General features: G+C 42.8%; 18 protein-coding genes and 2 pseudogenes. 9 read left to right on the top strand and 11 right to left on the bottom strand.

Translation table 11 applies throughout. The annotated features are described in order from the left end of the window. Positions 1-30: 30 nt before the first annotated feature. The 5 genes and pseudogenes from BDD26_RS07755 to ftsY form a co-directional block, all read right to left on the bottom strand. A pseudogene (locus tag BDD26_RS07755) lies at positions 31-1063 on the bottom strand (GntP family permease). 171 nt (positions 1064-1234) lie between these two features. Beyond that, positions 1235-2089, bottom strand: coding sequence for an RNA polymerase sigma factor RpoH (gene rpoH, locus BDD26_RS07750; RefSeq protein WP_038267339.1), 855 nt, complete (start codon positions 2087-2089; stop codon positions 1235-1237). 213 nt (positions 2090-2302) lie between these two features. Beyond that, positions 2303-3283, bottom strand: coding sequence for a permease-like cell division protein FtsX (ftsX, locus tag BDD26_RS07740; protein ID WP_115826116.1), 981 nt, complete (start codon positions 3281-3283; stop codon positions 2303-2305). Then, a complete protein-coding gene (ftsE, locus tag BDD26_RS07735; RefSeq protein ID WP_038267344.1) occupies positions 3276-3941 on the bottom strand; it encodes a cell division ATP-binding protein FtsE in 666 nt (221 codons plus the stop codon). The genes ftsX and ftsE overlap by 8 nt, the downstream gene beginning before the upstream one ends. A 6-nt stretch (positions 3942-3947) precedes the next feature. Continuing rightward, complete coding sequence (ftsY, locus tag BDD26_RS07730) at positions 3948-5213, bottom strand: signal recognition particle-docking protein FtsY (RefSeq protein ID WP_115826114.1); 1266 nt, start codon at positions 5211-5213, stop codon at positions 3948-3950. A 341-nt stretch (positions 5214-5554) separates the two neighbouring features. Between ftsY and rsmD the strand changes: the two genes are divergently transcribed. The 5 genes and pseudogenes from rsmD (at position 5555) to BDD26_RS20815 (ending at position 9910) form a co-directional block, all read left to right on the top strand. Beyond that, entirely contained in the window at positions 5555-6133 is a 579-nt protein-coding gene (rsmD, locus tag BDD26_RS07725) for a 16S rRNA (guanine(966)-N(2))-methyltransferase (protein WP_038265037.1), read from the top strand. 41 nt (positions 6134-6174) lie between these two features. Beyond that, a complete protein-coding gene (locus BDD26_RS07720) occupies positions 6175-6444 on the top strand; it encodes a DUF1145 family protein (protein WP_115826112.1) in 270 nt (89 codons plus the stop codon). 135 nt (positions 6445-6579) lie between these two features. Continuing rightward, positions 6580-7206, top strand: coding sequence for a lysoplasmalogenase (locus BDD26_RS07715; RefSeq protein ID WP_115826110.1), 627 nt, complete (start codon positions 6580-6582; stop codon positions 7204-7206). A 236-nt stretch (positions 7207-7442) separates the two neighbouring features. Next, positions 7443-9783, top strand: a pseudogene (locus BDD26_RS07710) (zinc/cadmium/mercury/lead-transporting ATPase). After that, positions 9746-9910: an IS1 family transposase gene (locus BDD26_RS20815; RefSeq protein ID WP_115826108.1), complete on the top strand. Its 165-nt coding sequence runs from the start codon at positions 9746-9748 to the stop codon at positions 9908-9910. The pseudogene BDD26_RS07710 and the gene BDD26_RS20815 overlap by 38 nt, the downstream one beginning before the upstream one ends. A 69-nt stretch (positions 9911-9979) precedes the next feature. Here BDD26_RS20815 and BDD26_RS07700 read toward each other — a convergent pair whose 3' ends face one another. From BDD26_RS07700 to tusA, 3 genes are all read right to left on the bottom strand, one after another. After that, positions 9980-10738, bottom strand: a complete 759-nt coding sequence (locus BDD26_RS07700) for an enterotoxin A family protein (protein ID WP_115826105.1) — start codon at positions 10736-10738, stop codon at positions 9980-9982. Between the two features lie 60 nt (positions 10739-10798). Next, positions 10799-11254: a hypothetical protein gene (locus BDD26_RS07695; RefSeq protein ID WP_038265020.1), complete on the bottom strand. Its 456-nt coding sequence runs from the start codon at positions 11252-11254 to the stop codon at positions 10799-10801. Positions 11255-11993: 739 nt separating this feature from the next. After that, positions 11994-12248 carry a sulfurtransferase TusA gene (gene tusA, locus BDD26_RS07690; protein ID WP_038260636.1) on the bottom strand — a complete coding sequence of 85 codons (255 nt, stop codon included), beginning with the start codon at positions 12246-12248 and terminating at the stop codon, positions 11994-11996. A gap of 170 nt (positions 12249-12418) precedes the next feature. Between tusA and BDD26_RS07685 the strand changes: the two genes are divergently transcribed. Together BDD26_RS07685 and BDD26_RS07680 are read left to right on the top strand one after the other, a co-directional pair. Continuing rightward, positions 12419-13102, top strand: coding sequence for a 7-cyano-7-deazaguanine/7-aminomethyl-7-deazaguanine transporter (locus tag BDD26_RS07685; RefSeq protein WP_115826103.1), 684 nt, complete (start codon positions 12419-12421; stop codon positions 13100-13102). 222 nt (positions 13103-13324) lie between these two features. Then, entirely contained in the window at positions 13325-14425 is a 1101-nt protein-coding gene (locus BDD26_RS07680) for a glycerol dehydrogenase (RefSeq protein WP_115826101.1), read from the top strand. A 309-nt stretch (positions 14426-14734) separates the two neighbouring features. Here the strand turns inward: BDD26_RS07680 and BDD26_RS07675 are convergent, their stop codons facing one another. Both BDD26_RS07675 and BDD26_RS07670 read right to left on the bottom strand, forming a co-directional pair. Continuing rightward, positions 14735-14935: an MbtH family NRPS accessory protein gene (locus BDD26_RS07675; protein ID WP_038260645.1), complete on the bottom strand. Its 201-nt coding sequence runs from the start codon at positions 14933-14935 to the stop codon at positions 14735-14737. Beyond that, positions 14923-18084, bottom strand: a complete 3162-nt coding sequence (locus tag BDD26_RS07670) for a thioester reductase domain-containing protein (RefSeq protein WP_115826099.1) — start codon at positions 18082-18084, stop codon at positions 14923-14925. The genes BDD26_RS07675 and BDD26_RS07670 overlap by 13 nt, the downstream gene beginning before the upstream one ends. Positions 18085-19037: 953 nt before the next feature. On the opposite strand from BDD26_RS07670, the gene glpT reads away from it, so the two are divergent. Together glpT and glpQ are read left to right on the top strand one after the other, a co-directional pair. Continuing rightward, positions 19038-20387 (top strand): glycerol-3-phosphate transporter, encoded by a 1350-nt coding sequence (glpT, locus tag BDD26_RS07665; protein ID WP_038260648.1) that lies wholly within the window; start codon positions 19038-19040, stop codon positions 20385-20387. Between the two features lie 441 nt (positions 20388-20828). Further along, entirely contained in the window at positions 20829-21908 is a 1080-nt protein-coding gene (glpQ, locus tag BDD26_RS07660) for a glycerophosphodiester phosphodiesterase (RefSeq protein WP_115826097.1), read from the top strand. A gap of 63 nt (positions 21909-21971) precedes the next feature. Here glpQ and epmA read toward each other — a convergent pair whose 3' ends face one another. Beyond that, positions 21972-22949, bottom strand: a complete 978-nt coding sequence (epmA, locus tag BDD26_RS07655; RefSeq protein ID WP_115826095.1) for an elongation factor P--(R)-beta-lysine ligase — start codon at positions 22947-22949, stop codon at positions 21972-21974. Positions 22950-23196: the final 247 nt, after the last annotated feature.

Here is a 23196-nt window from a genome sequence, read left to right as displayed (position 1 = left end):
CTCTCTTCTACCTATCCGGCCGACAAAAATTTAGCCAGTAAGACCAAATACACCAAAGAGTAAGGTTGAGACAAAAGCAATGGTGAGACCTACCAGCGTTTCATAAGGCAGTATTTCAACCGCTCGTGTACCTGCATATAGACACTGCCACCTGTCGCATGAAAAAAACTGCCGTGCGGAAGCTGGTCCAGCACAATGGCACCCGCATGTAACATCGCAGCTCCTGCTAACGCACTGATGCCTAAGTCAGTAATGTTGGGGCGAATACCGCGGAAGCGACAGCTGTTCCCGCAGTTATGGACGCAGTGGTCATTGACATCAACGCACCAGAAACAGGTGCCAGTAAATATGATGTCAGCCCTGATGTCGCGATCCCTTGAATTAGTACGTCTTTCAATGCAGAGTTAGCAATGATACCGGCCAATGTTCCTGTTCCCAGTAACATGATAGCAACGGGCGACATACGGCTCAGCCCAGAGAGAATAAAACGATTTGATTGACGCCAGTGTCCCATAATGATGGCACCAGCCAGACCTCCCACGGGAAGAGCAATTAAAGGATCAACGGTGATATCAGCAACAGGCCGCAGCGCCAGTAATAAGATCGCAATAACAGGAGCAGAAATTGCGGCCATAAACGAAGGAAGAGACTCATGAGCGGTTACTGTCAGCTCTTCACTTCTGACCTGATATCCACGTGTTATCAGTTTGCTTGAAAGGTAGTAAGCCATTACTAACCCAAATAAGCCTGGAATAATGCCCGCTGCCATCAAAGATGTTAAGGGAACATGAAACCCTTCTGATGCAACAATTGTATTTGGATTAGGCGACATGACATTCCCGGCTTTACCACCACCAATCATAGCAAGCAAAATCGCCATCTTTGATAAATCTGCCCGATGAGCAATTGCCAGAGCGATCGGCGCTACCGTAATAACCGCCACATCAATGAACACACCAACTGCTGTCAACAACATGCCATAAGCAGGTGGAACTTTGCGTAATATCAGCACAATAGCAATAACCAATGCAGTAATGGCACCAAGCGCAGAAACTGTCGTCATTTTGTTCTTACCCCCATTGGCTTTATCTTTAATCTGAAGTTAACGAAAGCCATACTACGCACATAAATAGCGCACATAAAAAAAGCGATAAATAAATTATCGCCTTTTAATCCATTAGAGTATGTATTCAAGCATGAAAAAATCTTCATGCTCAGCCATTCGTAAATTACATTAGGCTTCAATCGCCATTCGTAATTTTTTCATGGCATTCTTTTCTAATTGACGTACCCGTTCAGCGGATACACCGTATTTATCAGCCAGTTCTTGCAAAGTAGATTTATTGTCATCATCCAACCAACGGGAACGGATAATGTCCTGACTACGCTCATCCAGCTTTTCCATTGCTACAGAAAGTTTATCCGCAGCATGGTTTTCCCAATTATCTTCTTCAATACCATCCGCAAAATCAGAAGCCTTATCCTGTAAAAAAAGCACTGGAGCGGGTTGGCTGTCATTGCTGTCATCATCCGATGACATATCAAATGCCATATCCTGCGCTGACATGCGAGATTCCATCTCCAGAACGTCCTTACTGGTCACTCCTAACTCTTTGGCAACTAACTCAACTTCATCCTGATTGAACCAGCCCAAACGTTGTTTAGCCTTACGTAAATTAAAGAACAACTTACGCTGCGCTTTTGTTGTTGCGACTTTCACAATACGCCAATTACGCAATACATATTCATGGATTTCTGCTTTAATCCAGTGAACAGCAAAAGACACCAGACGCACGCCCACTTCTGGATTAAATCGACGAACCGCTTTCATCAGGCCGATATTACCTTCCTGAATTAAATCCGCTTGCGGTAAACCATAACCAGCATAACTGCGAGCGACATGAACAACGAAGCGCAGATGAGACAGAATCAGCTGTTTTGCTGCATCCAGATCTCCCTGGTAATGCAGCCTTTCCGCCAGTTCCTTCTCTTCCTCTGCGGAGAGCATGGGATAAGCGTTGGAAGCACGGATGTACCCTTCCAAACTACCTTGTGGAACTAATGCTAAAGTTTGCATTTCTTTTGTCATTCAAATTCTCTCAAACTAAGAACCAAATTGATGGTTTTTTGAACTTACCTGAAACAATCAATAAAATTTGTTCAAGCCAAAAATGCGCTTATTTTACCACCGTGGAAATCATATTCAAATTGTCTGCATTGTATGAAAACGCACACAAATCAGTAACAGTTTCTTCGACCATAATTAAGCCAAAAAGTTCATCTAATGTCCAACAAAACAGCCCTATTCTGGCCTGAAACGACGTAAATGCTGGATAGTCGCAAACCATGCAGCAATCCAACCAATCATACCTGAAAGCAGTATCAGTAATAGTGATTCATCCCAATCCAATCCATGCAGCCTGAAGGTTGTACCAAAAACGCTGGCCACTTCTGTAACAATGCTGGAAAGTTTCCAAACCAGCAAGTACGAAAGAAGTAATGAAAAAATTGCCCCCAAAATTCCCAACAATGCCCCACCATTGAGAAACGGACGCAAAATAAATCCATCTGTTGCCCCAATCAGTTTCATCACATTGATGGTTTCACGACGGCTAAAGATGCTTAAACGAACGCTGTTGCCAATGACCAATAGCAAGGCAACTACCATCAGAATGCCTATTACCGCAGCAATCCGGCCAACAAGGTTAGCCAGAGCCGTAAGGCGGTCAAACCAACTATCATCCATTCTGACTTCTTCAATGCCTTTCAACTGTGCCACACGGTCACGCAGTGTTGTTAATGCTTGTGAATTTTGAAAGTCCAGTTTAGGGGAGACAACCGCTACCGCGGGCAGCGGATTTTCTTCCAGCATATCTAATGCGCCAGCAAATCCAGACCAGGCACGAAATTCATTCACAGCTTCTTCACGGGATAAATAATTTACCGATTTCACACCGTCCATTGCCTTCAGCTCGTCAATCAACTGATTGGAATTGACATCATTCAGCGACTTATCAAGATAAACCGTAAGCTGTGGCACGGGATACCATTGTTCCACAGCCTGATTAACATTTTTCCAGACAATGTAAAACACACTCGGCAGTGTCAAGGAGATAGCAATAACCATGATGGTCAGCAACGTTGCCAGTGGCTGGCGCAACATATCCGACAGGGTACTTTTCCACGCATAACGTGATTGTACACGCCAGCCCCCTTTTAATGACTTGGAACGGGGTTTGGAAGTCGTTGTTCTTTTCGCAGAATGACGGACATGCTTAACCATAATGTCCTCCTTGCATACGTCCCTGATTCAGCGTCAGGATACGGTAATTTCTTCGCTCAATAAGAGCTGTATCATGCGTTGCCATAAGAACCGTCACACCGACCCGGTTAAATTCTTCAAACAGGCGCATAATACCCTCAGATAGTTCACCATCCAGATTCCCCGTCGGTTCATCCGCCAGCAAGACAGTAGGTTTATTTACAACAGCGCGGGCAATGCCAACGCGCTGTTGTTCTCCTCCAGAGAGTTGAATGGGAAAGTTTTTCGCTTTGTCCAACAAGCCAACCTTATCCAGCGCCGCCGATACCCGCCGACGAATATCTTCAGCACTGGCTCCAGAGATAATCAGTGGCATTGCAATATTTTCGTATACGGTACGATCCAATAACAGATGGTGATCCTGAAAAATCATACCGATCTGACGACGCAGAAATGGGATCTCACGGGATTTTAGTCGGCTGATATCATGCCCCCCAAACCAGATATAACCTGCACTCGGACGCTCGATACCACAGATAAGCTTCAAAAGCGTACTCTTACCTGCTCCTGAATGACCGGTTAAAAATGCCATTTCTCCTGGAAGCAGGTGAAAATTCACTCCTTGCAGCGCCTGCCGTCCTCCCAGATAGGCTTTACTGACCTGTTCAAAGCGAATCATTGGTAGTTAATCCTCCCGGCTAAAAAGAGCCTCTATAAAATCGTCAGCCTTAAATGGACGGAGATCTTCAATGCTTTCCCCGACACCGATATAACGGATCGGAATTTCAAATTGGTCAGCAATAGCGAAAATAACACCGCCTTTCGCTGTACCATCCAGTTTAGTTAGTGAAATACCGGTCAATCCAACCGCCTCATGGAATAGTTTAGCTTGGCTGACTGCATTTTGGCCTGTGCTGGCATCCAAAGTCAGCATAATTTCATGTGGCGCTTCTTCGTCCAGCTTTTTCATTACCCGCACGATTTTTTTCAGTTCTTCCATCAGGTGAGATTTGTTCTGCAGGCGTCCTGCGGTATCTGCTATCAGAACATCAACGCCTTTAGCCTTAGCTGATTGAATGGCATCAAAAATGACAGAAGCTGGATCCGCGCCAGTATGCTGCGCAACCACCGGGATCTTGTTACGTTCCCCCCAAACCTGCAATTGTTCTACCGCGGCAGCACGGAAAGTATCCCCCGCAGCCAGCATGACGGATTTCCCCTGAGATTGATATTGGCGCGCCAATTTACCAATCGTGGTGGTTTTACCAACGCCATTCACACCGACCATCAGGATGACATAAGGCGATTTGCTTTCAATTTCCAATGGCTTATCAACTTTTGCCAGAATACCGGACATTTCTTCTTTCAGTTTTGTATATAACGCTTCCGCATCTTTCAATTCCTTACGGCTGGCATGAGCAGTCAAGCTGTTGATAATTTTACGAGTTGTTTCAACACCAACATCCGCAATCAATAACTGTTCTTCCAGCGCTTCAAACAGATCATCATCAATTTTTTTGCCACGGAATAATCCGAAAAATCCGGCCCCCAAATTCTGACGGGTTTTTACCAGACTCCGTTTCAGACGGGCAAAGAAGCCTTCTTTGGTCGGACGTTCCTGCTCTTTAGGTAAAGAGGCCGGCTCTTCAACTTGACGGGCCGCTTCCTCTGCCAGACGCTGTTGCTCCGCCTCTTCCGCTGCTTGACGGGCCGCTTCTTCTGCCAGACGTTGTTGCTCCACCTTTTCCGCTGCTCGACGGGCCGCTTCCTCTGCCAGACGCTGTTGCTCCGCCTTTTCCGCTGCTTGACGGGCCGCTTCCTCTGCCAGACGCTGCTGCTCTGCTTCTTCCGCTACTGACTTTTCTTTTTCAATTTGTTCTTCTTGCTGCTTCTTTTCCTGACGACCAAGTCCGAACCAAGAGAAGAAACCTTTTTTTTTCTCTTTTGCCATCGGCCACTACACTCCTCGCGGTTAATTATGGCGTTGTAACAACCTATCCCATTAAGCTGATTGCTTTACCTTTTGTCAGATCATTAACTCATATAGGGATAAGCCAAGAACCTAGCCCAATAGACGCTTTATTTTTTAACAATTACGCCTACTGAGATAGGTTCTAATGGTGATAAAATCCAGTCTAACATTTTCATCAGACCACAACACATATTCTATTGAGGATTTCGTGGTAAATTAATCAATGGGTTTCTTGATTTTCGCTTTTTGTATCTGCCAACTATACCCAATAGACGGGGAGTTACATCACGGCGATGATAAATATTTAAGTTATGTAAACTATGACTAAAAAATCACAGCGCACACCTTTGGGACAAATCCGCATTATTGGCGGGAAATGGCGCGGAAGAAAATTACCGGTTCCAGATAGTGAGGGATTACGTCCGACAACAGATCGTGTCCGCGAGACATTGTTTAACTGGTTAATGCCGGTCATTCAAGGAGCTCGCTGTATGGACTGTTTTTCCGGCAGTGGAGCCCTTGGATTTGAAGCTTTATCGCGCTATGCAAATAACGCTACTTTGATTGAGTACGATCGCAACGTGGCAAAACAACTGTCAAACAATTTAGCTTTATTACAAGCAGAAAACGGTAATGTTGTGCAAGGCAATACGCTGCAATATCTCAATCAGTCTGGCACGCCTTTTGATGTAGTATTCCTTGATCCTCCCTTCCGCAAAGGAATGCTGACAGAAACCATCAATTTACTGGAAACTAACGGATGGCTGGCTGAGGTGAGTTGGGTTTATGTCGAAGCAGAATCTGAATCTGCCACGACAGAAGTTCCTACAAACTGGCACTTACACCGGGAAAAAATTGCCGGGCAGGTTGCATACCGATTGTATATTCGCCGCCAGTAAGTTGCGGCTTGATCTACTTAAATACGATTCTGGAGTCAATAATGTTTATTCAATTAGGAAGAGCAATTATGGTTTGTGTTTGGGGTATCATGATCCTCAATCTGATTCACCCTTTCCCTAAGCCATTGAAATACTTTATGGATATCGCTATGGTTTTTACGGTGGTCATGCATGCTTTCCAACTGCTATTGTTAAAACATTCCCTGCCTAAAGACCAAAAACTTTCCGGCCTGTTACAGACTAAAATCTTCTTTTTTGGCGTATTTGAATTATTGGCCTGGCAGAAAAAAATGCGTCTGAAGAAAAAATAACAAATTATATTTTGTGCCCTGTAGATTTCAGGTTGTATCGTTAATATCGAATTAAAATTGGTACTCTCTCTTCACCCCATCATAAACAGCAATTCCTGATAAAACGGGCATTGAACATTTAAGGAAAGGAAAAATATGAGTTGGCCATTTCTTGCGGTGTTTTTCTCTGGATGGTTATACATTGATGCGGCCTATCGGGGCGTCAGATGGCAACAATGGGTGTTTTATCCTGTTACGATGTTACTTCTGCTATTATGGGCATTTCAGGCACCAAATCTCGAAGCAACAGGCTATCTCATTATTGCCGGTCTTATCGTTTCCTTGCTTTCTGACTCACTCCGAATGCTCCCCAGTAAGTATTTACTATTCTCATTTGTCGCGCTGTTCCTGAGTTATTTGCTTTATACAATCAGCTTTGCCTTACATATGGAGTTCAGTTTCTTCTTCCCATTGCCATTGATCTTGCTGGTTGTCGGCATCATGGTCATGCTTCTTGTCTGGAGACGTCTCGATACCTTACGTTGGCGGGTGTTGGATACCTGGATAATGGTGCTCATCATGGTTTGGGTTGCAGGAGAACAATATTTTGCACTCAGCAATGCAAGCCGTTTCTCCGCCGTGGCTGGAGCCATTTTACTCCTCTTTGCACACAGTATTAGTGTTATTGACCAATATCGTTTCCCTTTTAAATTATCAAAAGCAATCGTGGCAACCTGTCGCTTTATTGGGCATTTTTTGATTATTCGTTCACTAATTGTTTAATTCTGTACTGAGATATTGTTTATTTCGCTCACCTTTGGTGAGCGAAATATTAGCTCCAACCATTTACAGAAAAGGAGAAAATGGATAATTTTTTCCGGCTGTTCCAACCATTCCTCTCAATGTCAGATAGCACAATTCATCAAAAAAATTTCTCTTTTTTGGTTTGACTCTGGAGTCAACTCCAAAGTGTAGAGTTAATGGTAATCAACCTGAATTAACATCATTGAGAGGCCATTATGTTCTCTATTTTTAAAAAACATAAACAATTACAAAGTGGCTCTGTCTCCATCCCAAAGAGAGTCCTTCAAAGCTCTGCCAGCATTAAGAATGTAAGTAAACATTCACATTCTAATGATAAAAAGCATAAACAACCTGATGAGCATGGAAAAAATCATTCTCACGACAAAAACCATTCACACCATAGTGGTTCTTGTTCACTCAATCATGCTCATGTCACGCAAGATACAACACCTCCTGAGCTCACCGCCAGCCAGCGTTTCGACTGGGTTATTCACGGCATGGATTGCCCAAGCTGCGCAGGAAAAATTGAAAATGCCGTGAAAAAAATTCCTGAAGCCAAACAGGTCAAGGTACTGTTCACAACAGAAAAACTGGTCGTAGATGCTGATTCCGATATTCGCACTGCCGTTGTCCAGGCGGTCAAACAAGCCGGTTTCGAAATCAAAGAAACTGACTCAACTTCTAAACTCCCACCAGCGACGAGCTTCTGGAAAACTTTCTCCCCGATCCTCACTCTTGCTGCATTAATGATTATCAGCGCCGGAATTGCGAAAATCAGCGCACCCGCCGGGCAGATTGCTTTCATTATAACGGTGTTGATTGGGTTATATCCCATTGCAACCAAAGCCATCAAATTGTTTCGATCCGGAACTCCCTTTGCTATTGAATCATTAATGAGTGTGGCGGCTATTGGTGCGCTGTTCATCAATGCGACTTCAGAAGCTGCGATGGTAATCTTGCTGTTCAAGCTAGGAGAAATTCTGGAATCCTATGCCGCAGGTCGTGCCCGCCGTGGTGTCAGTGCTTTGATGGAATTAGTGCCTGAGCAGGCATTACTCGTAACAAATAGTGGAAAAAAAAACCGTTCCTGCTACCGAGTTACGTCTAGGCGATATCATCGAAATTGCTCCTGGTGCCCGTTTACCCACTGACGCTGAACTCATTAACTCGTTCGCCAGTTTCGATGAGAGTGCTCTGACAGGTGAGTCTATTCCTGTTGAACGCAAGCAAGGAGAAAAAGTCGCGGCAGGGTGTCTTTCTGTTGATAGAGCGGTGCAAATGAAAGTCATATCTGAACCCGGACACAATGCTATTGACCGTATTCTGCAACTGATTGAGGAAGCTGAAGAACGCCGGGCACCGATTGAACGTTTCATTGATAAATTCAGCCGTATTTATATGCCGTTGATTATTTTACTCGCTGCACTGGTCATAATAATACCTCCTATGTTTTTTGCTGAGCCATGGGATACCTGGATCTATCGTGGTCTGACTCTGTTGTTGATTGGTTGTCCCTGTGCACTGGTTATCTCAACTCCCGCAGCCATTACTTCTGCACTCGCGGCCGCAACCCGACGTGGAGCACTCATCAAAGGCGGTGCTGCGTTAGAACAACTCGGTACAGTCACCACTATTGCACTGGACAAGACAGGCACGCTGACCGAAGGGAAACCTCAGGTTACTGATATTGAACCTGTAGAAAATATGAGTGTGGAAACCTTGCTGGCCATGGCAGGTGCGGTAGAAAGTGGCTCCCACCATCCATTGGCCAAAGCCATTCTTAATGAGGCAGAAAGTAAAGGTGTCACTGTTATTGAAGCGGAAAATCGTAAAGCATTGGCAGGTATTGGGGTTGAAGGACAATTATCAGGGCAAAAAATACGGGTCGCAGCACCAGAACGACTCCCTGAAAATACTTTATCCTCAAAATGGAAGCAGCGAGTTATTGAACTGGAAGATAACGGAAAAACAGCGGTTGCCGTGGTACAAGATGAGCAATTTATTGGCCTGATTGCTATGCAGGATACTTTACGTCAGGATGCTATTGAAGCTATTCAGTCTCTGAAGCAACAAGGTGTCAATGCGGTGATGCTGACCGGTGATAACCCTCGTGCAGCAGCGGCGATTGCGGGTCAACTGGGTATTGATTATCGTGCAGGACTACTGCCGGAAGACAAAGTCAAAGCGGTAGTGCGACTCAATGAAAAGCACAACACAATGATGGTTGGTGATGGTATCAACGATGCTCCTGCTATGAAAGCATCCAGTATTGGGGTAGCGATGGGCAGTGGTACTGACGTTGCTCTGGAAACAGCCGATGCTGCACTGACACACAACCGATTAACGGGTTTGGCGGAAATTATCACTCTGTCGCGGGCAACACATTACAATATTCGCCAAAATATCACTATCGCATTAGGTTTGAAGGCAATATTCCTGGTCACCAGCCTATTAGGGATCACGGGGTTATGGATGGCCGTTTTAGCGGATTCAGGTGCTACAGCATTGGTGACAGCAAATGCTATCCGGTTGTTGCGGATTAAATCCCAGAAATAGAAGTGAGCCTTATTTAGAGAAAGAACCCTTGCCCAAGATGATACTCCACTGCCAGTCTGATGATGTCTGCCGCTACGGACAAATTCAGTCAAAGCATCAGCGGTTCTGCTGCAAAGCATGCCTTTGAAATAATACAGAACTTATCACTCCACCTTCGAACAGGTGGAGTGAAGTAGTGAAGTTAAGCTGAACACTTTTAGAAAAAACTGGTGTATAAATAAGCTATTGTCAATAAGCTGTCATGGCATTGCCTTGATTTACTTAAAAATGGATATTTGTGAGTACTAGCTGTAAGACGAACACGATAACGTGGTAAGGTCAGATTGAGAGCACAATAGGTTTCAGGTGTGATTATTTCAGTTGGTAATTGAGATCTCGGTGTATAAGGGCTGACATTTGCTGTTGTTTCAGCATCCTGATACAAGTTGTTAAGTATATAACTACCTTCAATGTAACTACCGCTACTCTCATCATACAGAAACGCCTGAGCACCATGAATTTGCGTGACAGAAATACCTCCAAGTGCCACATATTCTGCCTGGTCTTCATAAACCCTGATCAGACGCAGATAATTCCTATTACCTGTTTGAGCATAAAGGCGCTGTAATGATAAAACAACGCTATAAAAACGGAAGGTTGGCCGTATGTCATAAACGTAGAATGTCTCTCCATCCTGGAAACCGACGCCCCACGCAATAGCGACCTCTTGATTGACAGTCGTTGAGATAAATGCTGAAGCGGCAGCCCTATGTCCTGCATCACTGTACTCCTGAATATGCTCTGCAATATTATCATTCGTTCCGCGGGGAGAAAATCCTCCCCCTGCTGAGCGGAAGATTTCAGCTGGAGAACGAGAATCCATTCGGTAAACTCGATTGACTTGTTGCTGAGCATGGGATTGTGCTGTGCATAAAAATAAAACGCATAATAAAGAAAGGAGTTTTAAAATTTTCATTAAATGTTCCTCCTTTAAAATTTTATAAATTTTCAGAGAACCCAAAGAAATGATTCACGATTATGGGAACCAGGCTTGTACCGAATTGAATTGCGGGCCTTCATATAAGCCAGAACCCCATGTGTTACATCGAGCTGGCCACTGATCATCGAAAAGCGCCACCATTTGTCCACTGGCTTGAGCTGCCAGGATAGTTGCGTAAGCGTTTTTTCCACTATCATAGTCAGTTCTTAATTTACTGTAAGACCAGTAAATTTTGGCATCATTGTTATTCCAACTCCGTCCTGTTTTTGATAACCAAACTGCCCACTCATTCCAGCGATTAGCATTTGACCATACTCCAACCACATAACCTCTTCCACATTCTTTCATGCTGCTGATCCCAGCATACAGCGTCTGATAAGCAGTATGGTTAGTTTTTAGAGAATGTGTTTCCTTTGTTATTTCCGTATCATTTGAGCAAGCCGAAAAATTCAGCACCATAATTATCGATATGAGTAATTTATATTTTTTCATAATCTTTATTTCTCCAAAAGAAAGATAACCATTTGTAAAGCAAAACTTTACTGTCTGAATCAGGCATGAAAGTATTCCCTCCATTATTAATTAATGGCTATTTTTAATTCATAAAAACCTTCACCGAAGGGTACAGCTTTAACTAATTGGAAGCATTACCCGATTATTATTCTTTCAAGTATTTCTTGAGATACGAGAGGTTAATTTCACTGATATTTTTATGATCTTTTTTTAATTTATTTTATATTATTCCTATTATTTATCGATAATAAATAGTTACTATTACTTTATTGTTTCCCACTAACCCATCCGGTGACCGTGGCCAATTCACCTCATAATTAACTATTAAATAAAGTTTTCCATCTTACTGGTAAAATTTCTAATGCAGACATGCAAAATTTTATTTTTAAAAAAATTCCAGAGCACAAATTATTTAATTAATACCGTAAGTTACTTCAACTTCAAAGCTTTGGTATCCTTTTTAAAAGATATCCTTTATTTAAAATATTATCATAATAATAATATCATTTTAATGTTGTGATTTATGAATTATTTAACAACACATAAAAATGGAGAAAACAAACTGAAAAGGTGCAAAGGAAGCACCTTTTCAAAATAACACTACAGTTACTCAAGATTGCTATTAAGACAAAAGGAAATATGGCACTCAGTGAGGTGATAAACATTCCCAAGTCCCATATTAATAAGCTTAGCACGGGTTTATTTTTCTACCAGTTCATCATGCAATATTTTCATTTTTTTGGATTAAATATCTATATGGCGTTTCCGCCGTTTCCTGAGCAATCAGTGTATGTTCCATAAAACGGCAGAAACCGGGAATATCGCGAGTCGTCGCCGGATCATCAGCAATGATTAATAATGTCTGCCCTGCATCCATATGACGGACAGTTTTACGTATCATCATTACCGGCTCCGGGCAACGCAATCCCTGCGTATCAAGCGTTTTATCAGGGTTGGCAAAAAAATCGGACATAACAATCTCTATGGGTTCAAACAATCTATAGCGACGGATTATATTACATAATATTGCCAATCGCTGCTTTTTGCTTTTGTTGTTCAGCCAGCGTATGATCCATCTCCCATGATTATTCAGGGAAAATTGGTTTCTGGGTTCCCTCACCCCATTCAGTAAAAAGGTACAATATGCTCCAATTAACTACGCAGCAGATAACCACGCAGCAGAAAGCATCTGTGTTAATCTGGCTTTCTCTTTTTCATATTCTGATCATTACTTCCAGTAATTATCTGGTACAGTTACCCGTCTCTATTTTCGGTTTTCATACCACTTGGGGAGCATTTACATTTCCCTTTATCTTTCTGGCAACAGATTTAACCGTGCGTATTTATGGTGCTCGATTGGCACGCCGAATTATTATGACAGTCATGCTTCCGGCTTTGCTGATCTCCTACCTTATTTCCGCACTGTTTTTTCAGGGGACATGGCAGGGATTTTCAGCTTTAGGAACATTTAACCTGTTTGTTGCCCGCATCGCAGCAGCAAGTTTTATGGCTTATGTTCTTGGTCAGATATTGGATGTTGGGGTTTTCAACCGACTGCGTCAAAAACAACGGTGGTGGATAGCACCGGCTGCTGCTATGTTTTTCGGTAATATGCTTGATACACTGGCATTTTTCTTTATTGCGTTCTATCGCAGCACCGATGCGTTTATGGCAACACATTGGGTAGAGATTGCATTAGTAGATTACGCATTTAAGCTGTTTATTTGCATGCTCTTTTTCCTGCCCGCTTATGGTATCTTGCTGAATCTTATTCTTAAGTTCTTTTTCTCATATTCAACAGATAAGACACTGGCTAAAACCAGTTAAAACAGCATTGCGTCCTAAGTTAATCAGGGCGCAAATTTCCTTTCAGTTTTTCCTCATAGATCCCTCATTTCCTGTTTTTGCACATAACCTACCAGTATATTTTGTCGTATAGTGGTGGCGGACAGGCAAACATATACTTTTATCCGAACCCACTGATAACCTGCCACACACCAACGTCGTGACAGTCCATATCAGATTTCCAGTGAAGAAGGAATCTTTCTTATGCTGAAAGTGATCCAGTCTCCATCCAAATATATCCAAGGACCAGATGCGATATCCCACATCGGTCAATATACTAAAATACTTGCTGACCATGTTTTCGTGATTGCTGATAATTTTGTGATGAATCTCATTGGGGATACCGTCAGCAAAAGCCTGAAAGAACACCAGGTAACCAGCCACTTTGAAGTTTTCAACGGTGAATGCAGCCGTAGTGAAATACAACGCTTGTCAGCCATTTTATCAAATAACCAGTGTCAGGCGGTGATTGGGATTGGTGGTGGAAAAACGCTTGATACCGCCAAAGCAGTAGCACACGACGCAAAGTTGCCAACTATTCTTTCTCCGACGCTTGCCTCAACAGATGCCCCCACCAGTGCGCTTTCCGTCTTATACACAGAATTGGGAAAATTTGATGGTTATTTGCTCTATCCCAAAAACCCCGATATTGTGTTGGTAGACACCAATATTATTGCCAAATCCCCTGTCCGCCTATTTGTATCAGGTATGGGAGATGCTCTCTCGACTTATTTTGAAGCACGTGCCAGCAGTACAGCCCATAACCTGACCATGGCTGGAGGCGGAACTTCTCTGACTGGGCTGACTTTGGCAAAACTGTGCTACGACACTTTGCTGGCAGAGGGTTATAAAGCGAAGCTGGCAGTAGAGGCCGGAGTTGTGACACCCGCAGTTGAAAATATTATTGAAGCCAACACCTACCACAGTGGAATTGGTTTTGAAAGTGCGGGGCTTGCCGCTGCCCATGCTATTCATAATGGTTTTACCACGCTGGAAGAGTGCCACCATCTGTATCACGGTGAAAAAGTGGCATTCGGCACGTTGACACAACTGATATTGGAAAATAGCCCAAGTGAAGAGTTAGAAACAGTACTCGACTTCTGTGTACAAATCGGCCTCCCGGTTACACTGGAGCAACTTGGTCTACGGGAAAATGAGAATCTGCACAAAAAAATAATGCAGGTTGCTATAACAAGTTGTGCCGAAGGGGAAACCATCCACAATATGCCATTTACCGTAACCCCGGAACAAGTCTACGCTGCAATTCTGGCAGCGGACCGAATGGGTAAAGATTGGTTGTATTGATGATGCAGTACTATGCCATTAGTTTCAGAGCGGGGAAACCCGCTCTGATTTTATGTTGGTTGGAATAACCAAAATATATTCAAAATCTGCGAGAATTGTTTGATAAGGAACAAAAACGAACTTAAAACACATATTAAGAGAGGGCAAAAAATCAATATCGAGAGAGCTGTCACTACTTCTTGAGCATTTTTTAATAGCCGAAAGGAAGTAAAAAGAGAAGAAAAAATGACGGGAAAATAAATGGGCATGGCCTTTCAAGACCATGCCCTCCATAAAATAATATTATCTATTCACGTTCATTTATCATTCTTAATGGACATCAATGACTTGTTTTGTTGGTTCTGGCCATATACTCGCAATATGGTTAAGACACTCTTCTTTAGTACCTTTCTTACCCGTTGCCATCCAACCAATTGGGATCAGAGATTCATCAGGCCAAATCGAGTACTGCTTTTTAATGTTAATAACAACCATCCAAACCTCAGTTTCATTTCCTGTTAGTTGCTGCATGATAAAGCCTCCTGTTTGTAGCTTTCTGACAGTACCTGTGGCAAGAATCCAGTACCTATCAAATAACGCAATACCTGGTGGACATATTCAGATGTAATTACCGGACACTGAATATTTGTTCCTTCCAATGCTGCCATTGTCTGTTTCAACTCCAACTCTGGCTGGATTTCATGAACATAAGCAGGATCCAACGCACGATAAGGTTTCTCTGCCATATCCCGAATCAACGGAATCAGTGGATACAGCGGATGGGAGTCATCCAAAGCAAGAATTTTCTCTTTCCCTTCATTGAATGGCACTGGATTGAGGATATAACCAAATTCCTGCACCCAATCGAAGAACTGCCGGATAGAGACTTGTACAGGGTTAAACAAGTTGAAGAATTTCCCGGCAGATTCAGGCTGTTTAGAGATATGCACCAATGACTCAGCAACATAATCAACCGGTATAATATCAAGTAACAACGCATGGTCAGGGTAGAATCCCATTGCCAGATAGCCTTTCAGGGATGCGACAAGATAATCATTCCCCTGTGCAGCACCAGTACGAGTATGCCCAAGGATCAAACCGGGACGATAAATACTCACTGGCACACCCCGGTTACGGGCAATGTTGATGATCCCTTCTGATACCCACTTGCTGCCGGAATAACCGGAAGGATCACGTACGGTTTCACTCATCGCACGATCATCTTCCATAAATGGACGAGGTGATTCAGTCGCAAACAAGGCATTCACGGAAGAAACATAGTGGAAGTGTTTCAGGCGTGAAGTACAGGCAAATTCCAGTGCGGTTCTGGTGCCATCAACGTTAATATTTTTCAGTGCACTATAAGGATAAATGAAGTTAACCAACGCACCATTGTGATAAATTACGTCAACATCTTGCGCAAGTTTCTCCCAGGTTTCCGGCAACAGACCGAAACGAGGTTGCCCTAAATCTCCTATCACAAAATCTACGCGATCAAGCTCATTACCCACATCAATCTGGTAATTCACAAAACCAGCCTTGATCCTGTCACGCGCATGTTTTTCATCAGCAGCACGGCACAGACAGATAACTTGAGCCGAAGTCTGTTTCAGCAACTGTTCCAGTAAATGCAGGCCAAGATATCCGGTAGCTCCCGTCAGCAATACGGTATCAGGTTTATACCAGTTTGCATGAGGTAAACCATCCGGGCGCACGCTCTCTTTCAGGTAAACGTCTTTTCTCAGTGTTTCTGCATGTTGCTGGATAAGCGCTTCACTGTGATAATTTCCTGCAAGCTGAGCCGGATTACTTTTCTGTACCTCGATCATTTCATCCAGAATGGCCGAAATTCTGGCGATAGTGGGTTCAACATAGATACCAGAAATGGGGACCCTGAGTGAGAATGCTTTTTCAATATGCTCCACCATGCGGGCAACCAAGATGGAATGCCCGCCAATCTGGAAGAAATCATCCGTAATACCAAAGGTGTCGACTGCCAACAGATCACGCCAGATAGCATAAACCCGTTTTTCAGTTTCTGTCCGAGGCTGCACAATGTCGTAGCTGGCATTCAGACGTTCTGCTACTTCTTCCAGACGCTTTCTATCCCGCTTGCCACTGCTCGTCAAAGGGATATAAGGGATACGGTAATATTCAGTAGGTATCCAGGCTTCATGCAGGCGTTCCCTTAATGTTACCTGAGTCTCCCGAACCCACTCATCCGGTACAACCATATTAGGATCAAACAAGACGAATGCCTGTATCCTGGCAAGATCACCGCTTCCTGCCACACGGATGATGGCATCCTGGACACCGCTTTGTTTTCTCAATGCGATTTCTATTTCACCCAATTCGATGCGGTAACCACGTACTTTTACCTGATCATCCTGTCTTCCCATATAAATGAGAGAACCATCTTCAAGCATACGTGCCATATCACCGGTCAGATACGCCCTTCTACCTTTTTGTTTTACATCAGGAACATATCGTTTAGCGGTTTCAGTGGGATTGTTGCGGTATCCTGCTGTCACACCCAACCCACCAATCAGGATTTCTCCTACGGTTCCTTTAGGTACAGGACTTAAATACTTATCCACAATTGTGATACTGGTGCCGGGGATTGGCCCACCTAATTGCACCTTATCCCCTTTTCTCATACAGAATGCTGTTGACCAGATTGTAGTTTCCGTCGGGCCATAAACATTCCATAAAGTTCCACCAGATGCAGTCAGTTGATCCGCCAGATCTTGTGACAGAGCCTCTCCGCCACAGAGCATACTCATATCTGAGCGAGGCTCCCAGCCCGCATTTAAAGCCATTGACCAGGTGACTGGTGTTGCTTGAGCCAGTGTAAATTGAGGATCAGACAGTGTCTGAGACAACGCCATCGCATCACGTTGGGTATCGATTGATGTAATGTAGATACTGCCGCCATGAACAACAGTCAACAGCAACTCCAGCAATGAAATGTCGAAAGAGAAAGTTGTCAGTGCAAGCATGCGATCGTTCTGATTGACTGACAGTAATTTCCCAAATGCACACAAACAAGCCGCCAGATTGTCATGCTGTACCTGTACAGCTTTTGGTAGCCCGGTAGAACCGGAGGTGAACATCACATAGGCTGGATGATCACCGAGCTCGGGAATATTAATACGTTCTGTTACTTTCCCGACAGTATTTGAAAGGAGTTCCAAAGGAATATGCGTTGATGCTTTCAGTCCTATTGATACTGTATCATCAGATACCAAAATACTTTCCGGCAAACTGGCAAGAATATCGTTCAAACGCTTTTCCGGCATCATGGTATTGAGAGGAATGTACACTGCTCCAAGTTGCCAGGCCGCCAGCATAGTGATAAACCATGGAATACCTCTCTCGGCTGCAATAGCAACATTACTTCCCATTGTGACACCATGGCAACGCAAAACATTTGCTGCATTCATGACCCGTTTCTGTAATTCACCAAATGTCAACGTTCCATGTTGATCCGAGACAGCAGTGTCATTCGGCATGGTTTTTGCCAGCTTTGCTAATCGAGATGGTACATTATCAAACCATGGTTGGAGTTTATTTTCCATGTAACTGATATTATTACCATTAATATCAGGATTATTGGAGAATGGAGATTTTTGCCCAGTAAATGCTGTGTGTAATATTGCCTTGTGTGTGTAAGTATTCATAATGATGTTCTCATTCTGTTCTCCATTTTATTTCATCATTTTTTATGACGAATGGAGATATTTTTGCTGTTAGTCAATAAATTTCAGCTATTGTCCACATCGGGCTACTACAAATACCTTATGTTGACTTTAACTGAATTAAAAAAATAAACTTCAAAAAGTATCATAAAAACTTAATAACTAATTAATTAATATTTTTTTGCAATTTTTTATTAATTAAACAATCAACCCATAAATGGATAGGATTCTTATTAACGAATAGAGTGTATTACGCCTTATACACCACTTCATCGTTTTGATATTATTGTGTTTTTTTATAAATAACTATTCATGCCTTCATGAAAACCCATCTCATGAATATGAATAACTATTTGTGGTAATATCTATTATTTTCAAATAGAAATTCAAACATTTTATTTGTAACTGTGTTATAAAAAACGTTAAGCATGTAAATAAAAATAGCTCCCATAGCTAAATAAAAAAACACGATACAAAAATAGTTAACGGCTAAAAATAATACAATCGAAAATATCATTATCAATTTATTTCTATATGTTTAAGAATTTTTATACTTGTGTAAATGACACTCATATGATTAAAGCACCATCCGAATTCCCTCAATAATAATAGTCTTTTATGTGCGAAAGCACATAAACGAACTAAAAACGCTCAAAAATAACAAACAAACATCTTTAATTGTGACGTAAGTCACGATAATAAAAATAAAATATATTTCAAAAAATCCATAAATCGCTCAAAATTGCGAACCCTACGAAATTATATCTATATGTTATCGATACTTTACAGATGTATGAATCTGTTTTAGCTATTATTTTCTTCGATATAGAAAAAAATCAATTCGAATTTTCGTTTACTGCTTATCACTAGTAAGCTGTGGTGATTCGCTCATACTAGTCCATACTATCCATACTAATAGTCATGTGGAGACAAACATGTTAAGTATTTTCAAGCCGGCGCCCCACAAAACCCGGTTGCCTGTGCAAGAAATAGATCCACTTTATCGTCGCTTGCGCTGGCAAATTTTTATAGGGATTTTCTTTGGGTATGCAGCCTATTATTTGGTGAGGAAAAATTTTGCTCTGGCAATGCCGTATTTGGTAGAACAAGGCTTTTCCAGAGGTGACCTAGGTTTCGCTCTATCAGGTATTTCAATCGCATACGGATTCTCAAAGTTCATTATGGGTTCCGTGTCCGACCGTTCTAACCCACGTGTCTTTCTGCCAGCAGGTTTGATACTTGCGGCAGCCGTAATGTTATTTATGGGCTTTGTACCGTGGGCAACCTCAAGCATTGCTATCATGTTTGCTCTGCTGTTCCTGTGCGGCTGGTTCCAGGGCATGGGATGGCCTCCTTGTGGCCGTACTATGGTTCACTGGTGGTCACAAAAAGAGCGTGGCGGAATTGTTTCCATCTGGAACTGTGCTCATAACGTTGGCGGTGGTTTACCACCATTGCTATTCCTCTTAGGTATGGCATGGTTTAACGACTGGAAAGCGGCTCTCTATATGCCTGCATTTGCGGCTATCCTGGTTGCCATTATCGTCTTCGCTCTGATGCGTGATACCCCTCAATCCTGTGGTTTAACACCAATCGAAGAGTACAAAAACGACTACCCACCTGATTACACAGAAAAAGATGAAAGTGAACTGACTGCAAAAGAAATTTTCATGCAGTACGTTCTGCCTAACAAACTGCTGTGGATGATTGCGGTTGCCAACGTATTCGTTTACTTGTTGCGTTACGGTATTCTCGACTGGTCACCAACTTACCTGAGAGAAGTTAAGCACTTCGCACTGGACAAATCTTCCTGGGCTTACTTCCTGTATGAGTACGCAGGTATCCCTGGTACGTTGCTGTGCGGCTGGATGTCTGACAAGGTGTTCAAAGGCAACCGTGGTGCTACTGGTGTCTTCTTTATGACACTTGTTACAATCGCCACTATTGTCTTCTGGATGAACCCGGCGGGTAACCCGACTGTTGATATGATCTGTATGCTAGTGATTGGCTTCCTTATTTACGGTCCTGTTATGCTAATAGGCCTGCATGCCCTTGAATTAGCACCGAAAAAAGCAGCAGGTACTGCGGCTGGCTTTACCGGCCTGTTTGGCTATTTGGGTGGCTCGGTAGCAGCCAGCGCCATTGTCGGTTACACCGTTGACTTCGCCGGCTGGGATGGCGGCTTTATGATCATGGTCGGTGGTAGCGTCCTGTCCGTTATTCTATTACTGTTTGTTATGATAAGTGAAAACAAACACAAGCAAGAAATGGCTCGCCAAGGTTAATAACATAACTGAAAGACGTTGATTAATAACCATATCATTCGCAGTACAATAAAACTGTACTGCGATTTCATTAGCTATACTGAGTCTTTCATTTTCTGAGATAAACACCCTAAAAACTTTCAATCTAAACAATGTCTGTTTACATCATTTAAAATTATTATTTGAATACAAAACACAATTCCATCTTATGTTTCTGTTCCTTTAATAACAGATAAAACAGGGTTAGGTATAAACAGAACCTGGAGAAAAAATTTTTGTGTCATAAAATTGTGACATACCACTGATAAAATCAATATTTAGGAATGTGTTATTTCTTTATTTTATATAAAGAATTGGCATGAATTCCCCTTATTTTTCTGGCCTTTGACGAAAAATCAGTACAGTGGTAAGTAACATCATTTTTTATTCAAGATTTTCTATTAGAATAAATGGAGAACTCCAATGCAAACCCCTATTAAGGCAATTATGGCAGGTATTTTATTAGCATCATCAATGTCAGGTATTGCATATGCTGCAACAGATAAAATTGTTATCGCCCACCGTGGTGCCAGCGGTTATTTGCCTGAACACACATTACCCGCCAAAGCAATGGCCTATGCGCAAGGAGCGGATTACCTTGAGCAAGATTTGGTTATGACTAAAGATGATCAACTTATTGTACTGCACGACCATTATCTTGATCGCGTAACGGATGTCGCAGAACGTTTCCCAAACCGCGCTCGTACTGACGGACGCTATTATGCCATCGACTTTACTTTGCCAGAAATTAAGTCACTGAAATTTACTGAAGGTTTTGATATTAAGGATGGCAAAAAAGTACAAAGCTATCCTGGCCGTTTTCCAATGGGAAAATCGGATTTTCGTATTCACACTTTTCAGGAAGAACTGGAATTTATTCAAGGTCTGAACAAATCTACCGGAAAGGATATCGGTATTTATCCTGAGATCAAAGCTCCATGGTTCCATCGTCAGGCAGGAAAAGACATCACAACTAAGGTATTGGAAGTCCTAAAACAATATGGCTATACCAAAAAGAGCGATAAAGTCTATTTGCAATGTTTTGATGCCAATGAGCTGAAACGCATCAAAAATGAGCTGGAACCAAAATTGGGGATGGATCTGAAACTTGTTCAGCTGATTGCTTACACTGACTGGAATGAAACCTACGAGCAAAAAACAGATGGCACGTGGCAGAACTACAGTTATGACTGGATGTTTAAACCGGGCGCAATGAAAGAAGTGGCAAAATATGCTGACGGTATTGGCCCTGATTACCATATGCTGATCGCCAGTGATTCTACACCAGACAACATTAAATTGACTGGTATGGTGAAAGAAGCTCACGCCAGCCATCTGGTGGTACATCCATACACTATCCGTATTGACCAACTGCCAAAATATGCCACCAGCGGAAATCAATTGTTTGATATCGTTTTTGACAAAGCGAATGTTGATGGTGCATTCACCGACTTCCCTGATTTAGCCGTGAAATTCCTGGAAAAACATCACGAACATCAGTAATCAATATCACCATGAAAAAAGGGGGCAACTTTAATGTCCCCTTTATACTCAATGAAGTTCAGGTTAAGAGATTCCCACTGGAAATGCGATCACTTCGCTGATCCTCTCTGCACCTAGTGCCAACATAATCAGGCGATCAACTCCCAATGCAACTCCGGCACATTCCGGCATACCATGAGCCAACGCTTCAAGCAGGTACTCATCAATCGGCTGTACAGGTAACCCCATTACTTCACGTTTCCGGTTATCCTGCTCGAAACGCAGGCGCTGCTCTTTGCTGTCTGTCAGTTCACGGAAACCGTTCGCTAATTCCATGCCCTTGAAATAAACTTCAAAGCGCTGGGCAACACGGTGATCTTCTTTACTGATTTCTGCCAGTGCCGCCTGGGATGCAGGGAAATGGTAGATAAACGTCGGCTTCTCAATCCCAATGTGCGTTTCAACTCCCATGGTAAAAAGCAATTGCAACAAGGTATCCCGATCTTCTTCACGATCAGCGATATTGCTGAGATCAAGTTTTGCCGCGATTTCACGCAGTTTTTCCTTGCTTGCAGTCAGAGGATCAACACCCAAATAACGGATAAATGCCTGCTGATAAGAAAGAGATTCAGCACTTTCACAATCCAGAATTTGCTGCAATAGATCATCCACTTCATTCATCAAACGATACATATCGTAATGCGGACGATACCACTCCAGCATGGTGAATTCAGGATTATGGTGACGCCCCGCTTCTTCATTACGGAAACTTTTTCCCATCTGATAAATAGAACCGCTGCCTGCTGCCAACAGACGTTTCATGTGATATTCAGGGCTGGTCATCAGGTACAGGGGCAAACCATCCGCCGCACCAGGCCCAACAAATCGTGTCTGGAAAGGAACAAGGTGGACGTCAGTGACGGTCGCTTGACTCATGGCAGGTGTTTCAACCTCCAACACCCCGCGATCTGCGAAAAAGCACCGTATTTCTGCCAGAATCTCTGACCTTTTCAACAGGTTGGCAATAGGGGCAGTTGGCTGCCAATCCGCAACTTTGTTCATGTTCCAATGACTCCAAGATAAAACAAAACGCGCAGTTTACCCGCATCCCGCTCGCCAGACAAATTTTCAACATGAAATTGGTGAGTAATTATTCTCGGCAATACAAATGGCCAGAATTTCTCTAACCTCTGCATGGAAGATAATAAAATATAAATTTTAAACTTTCATTGTAATTTCATTGAATAATATGAACATCCATGTCCAAATGCCAGAAGATTCTATTGGAGTCAAAGAAAGTAGAAAGTAG

The sequence above is a fragment of the Xenorhabdus cabanillasii genome (assembly GCF_003386665.1).
Taxonomy (GTDB): domain Bacteria; phylum Pseudomonadota; class Gammaproteobacteria; order Enterobacterales; family Enterobacteriaceae; genus Xenorhabdus; species Xenorhabdus cabanillasii.
The sequence above is the reverse complement of the archived record's forward strand: the minus strand, read 5'-3'. Positions and strand labels throughout refer to the sequence as shown.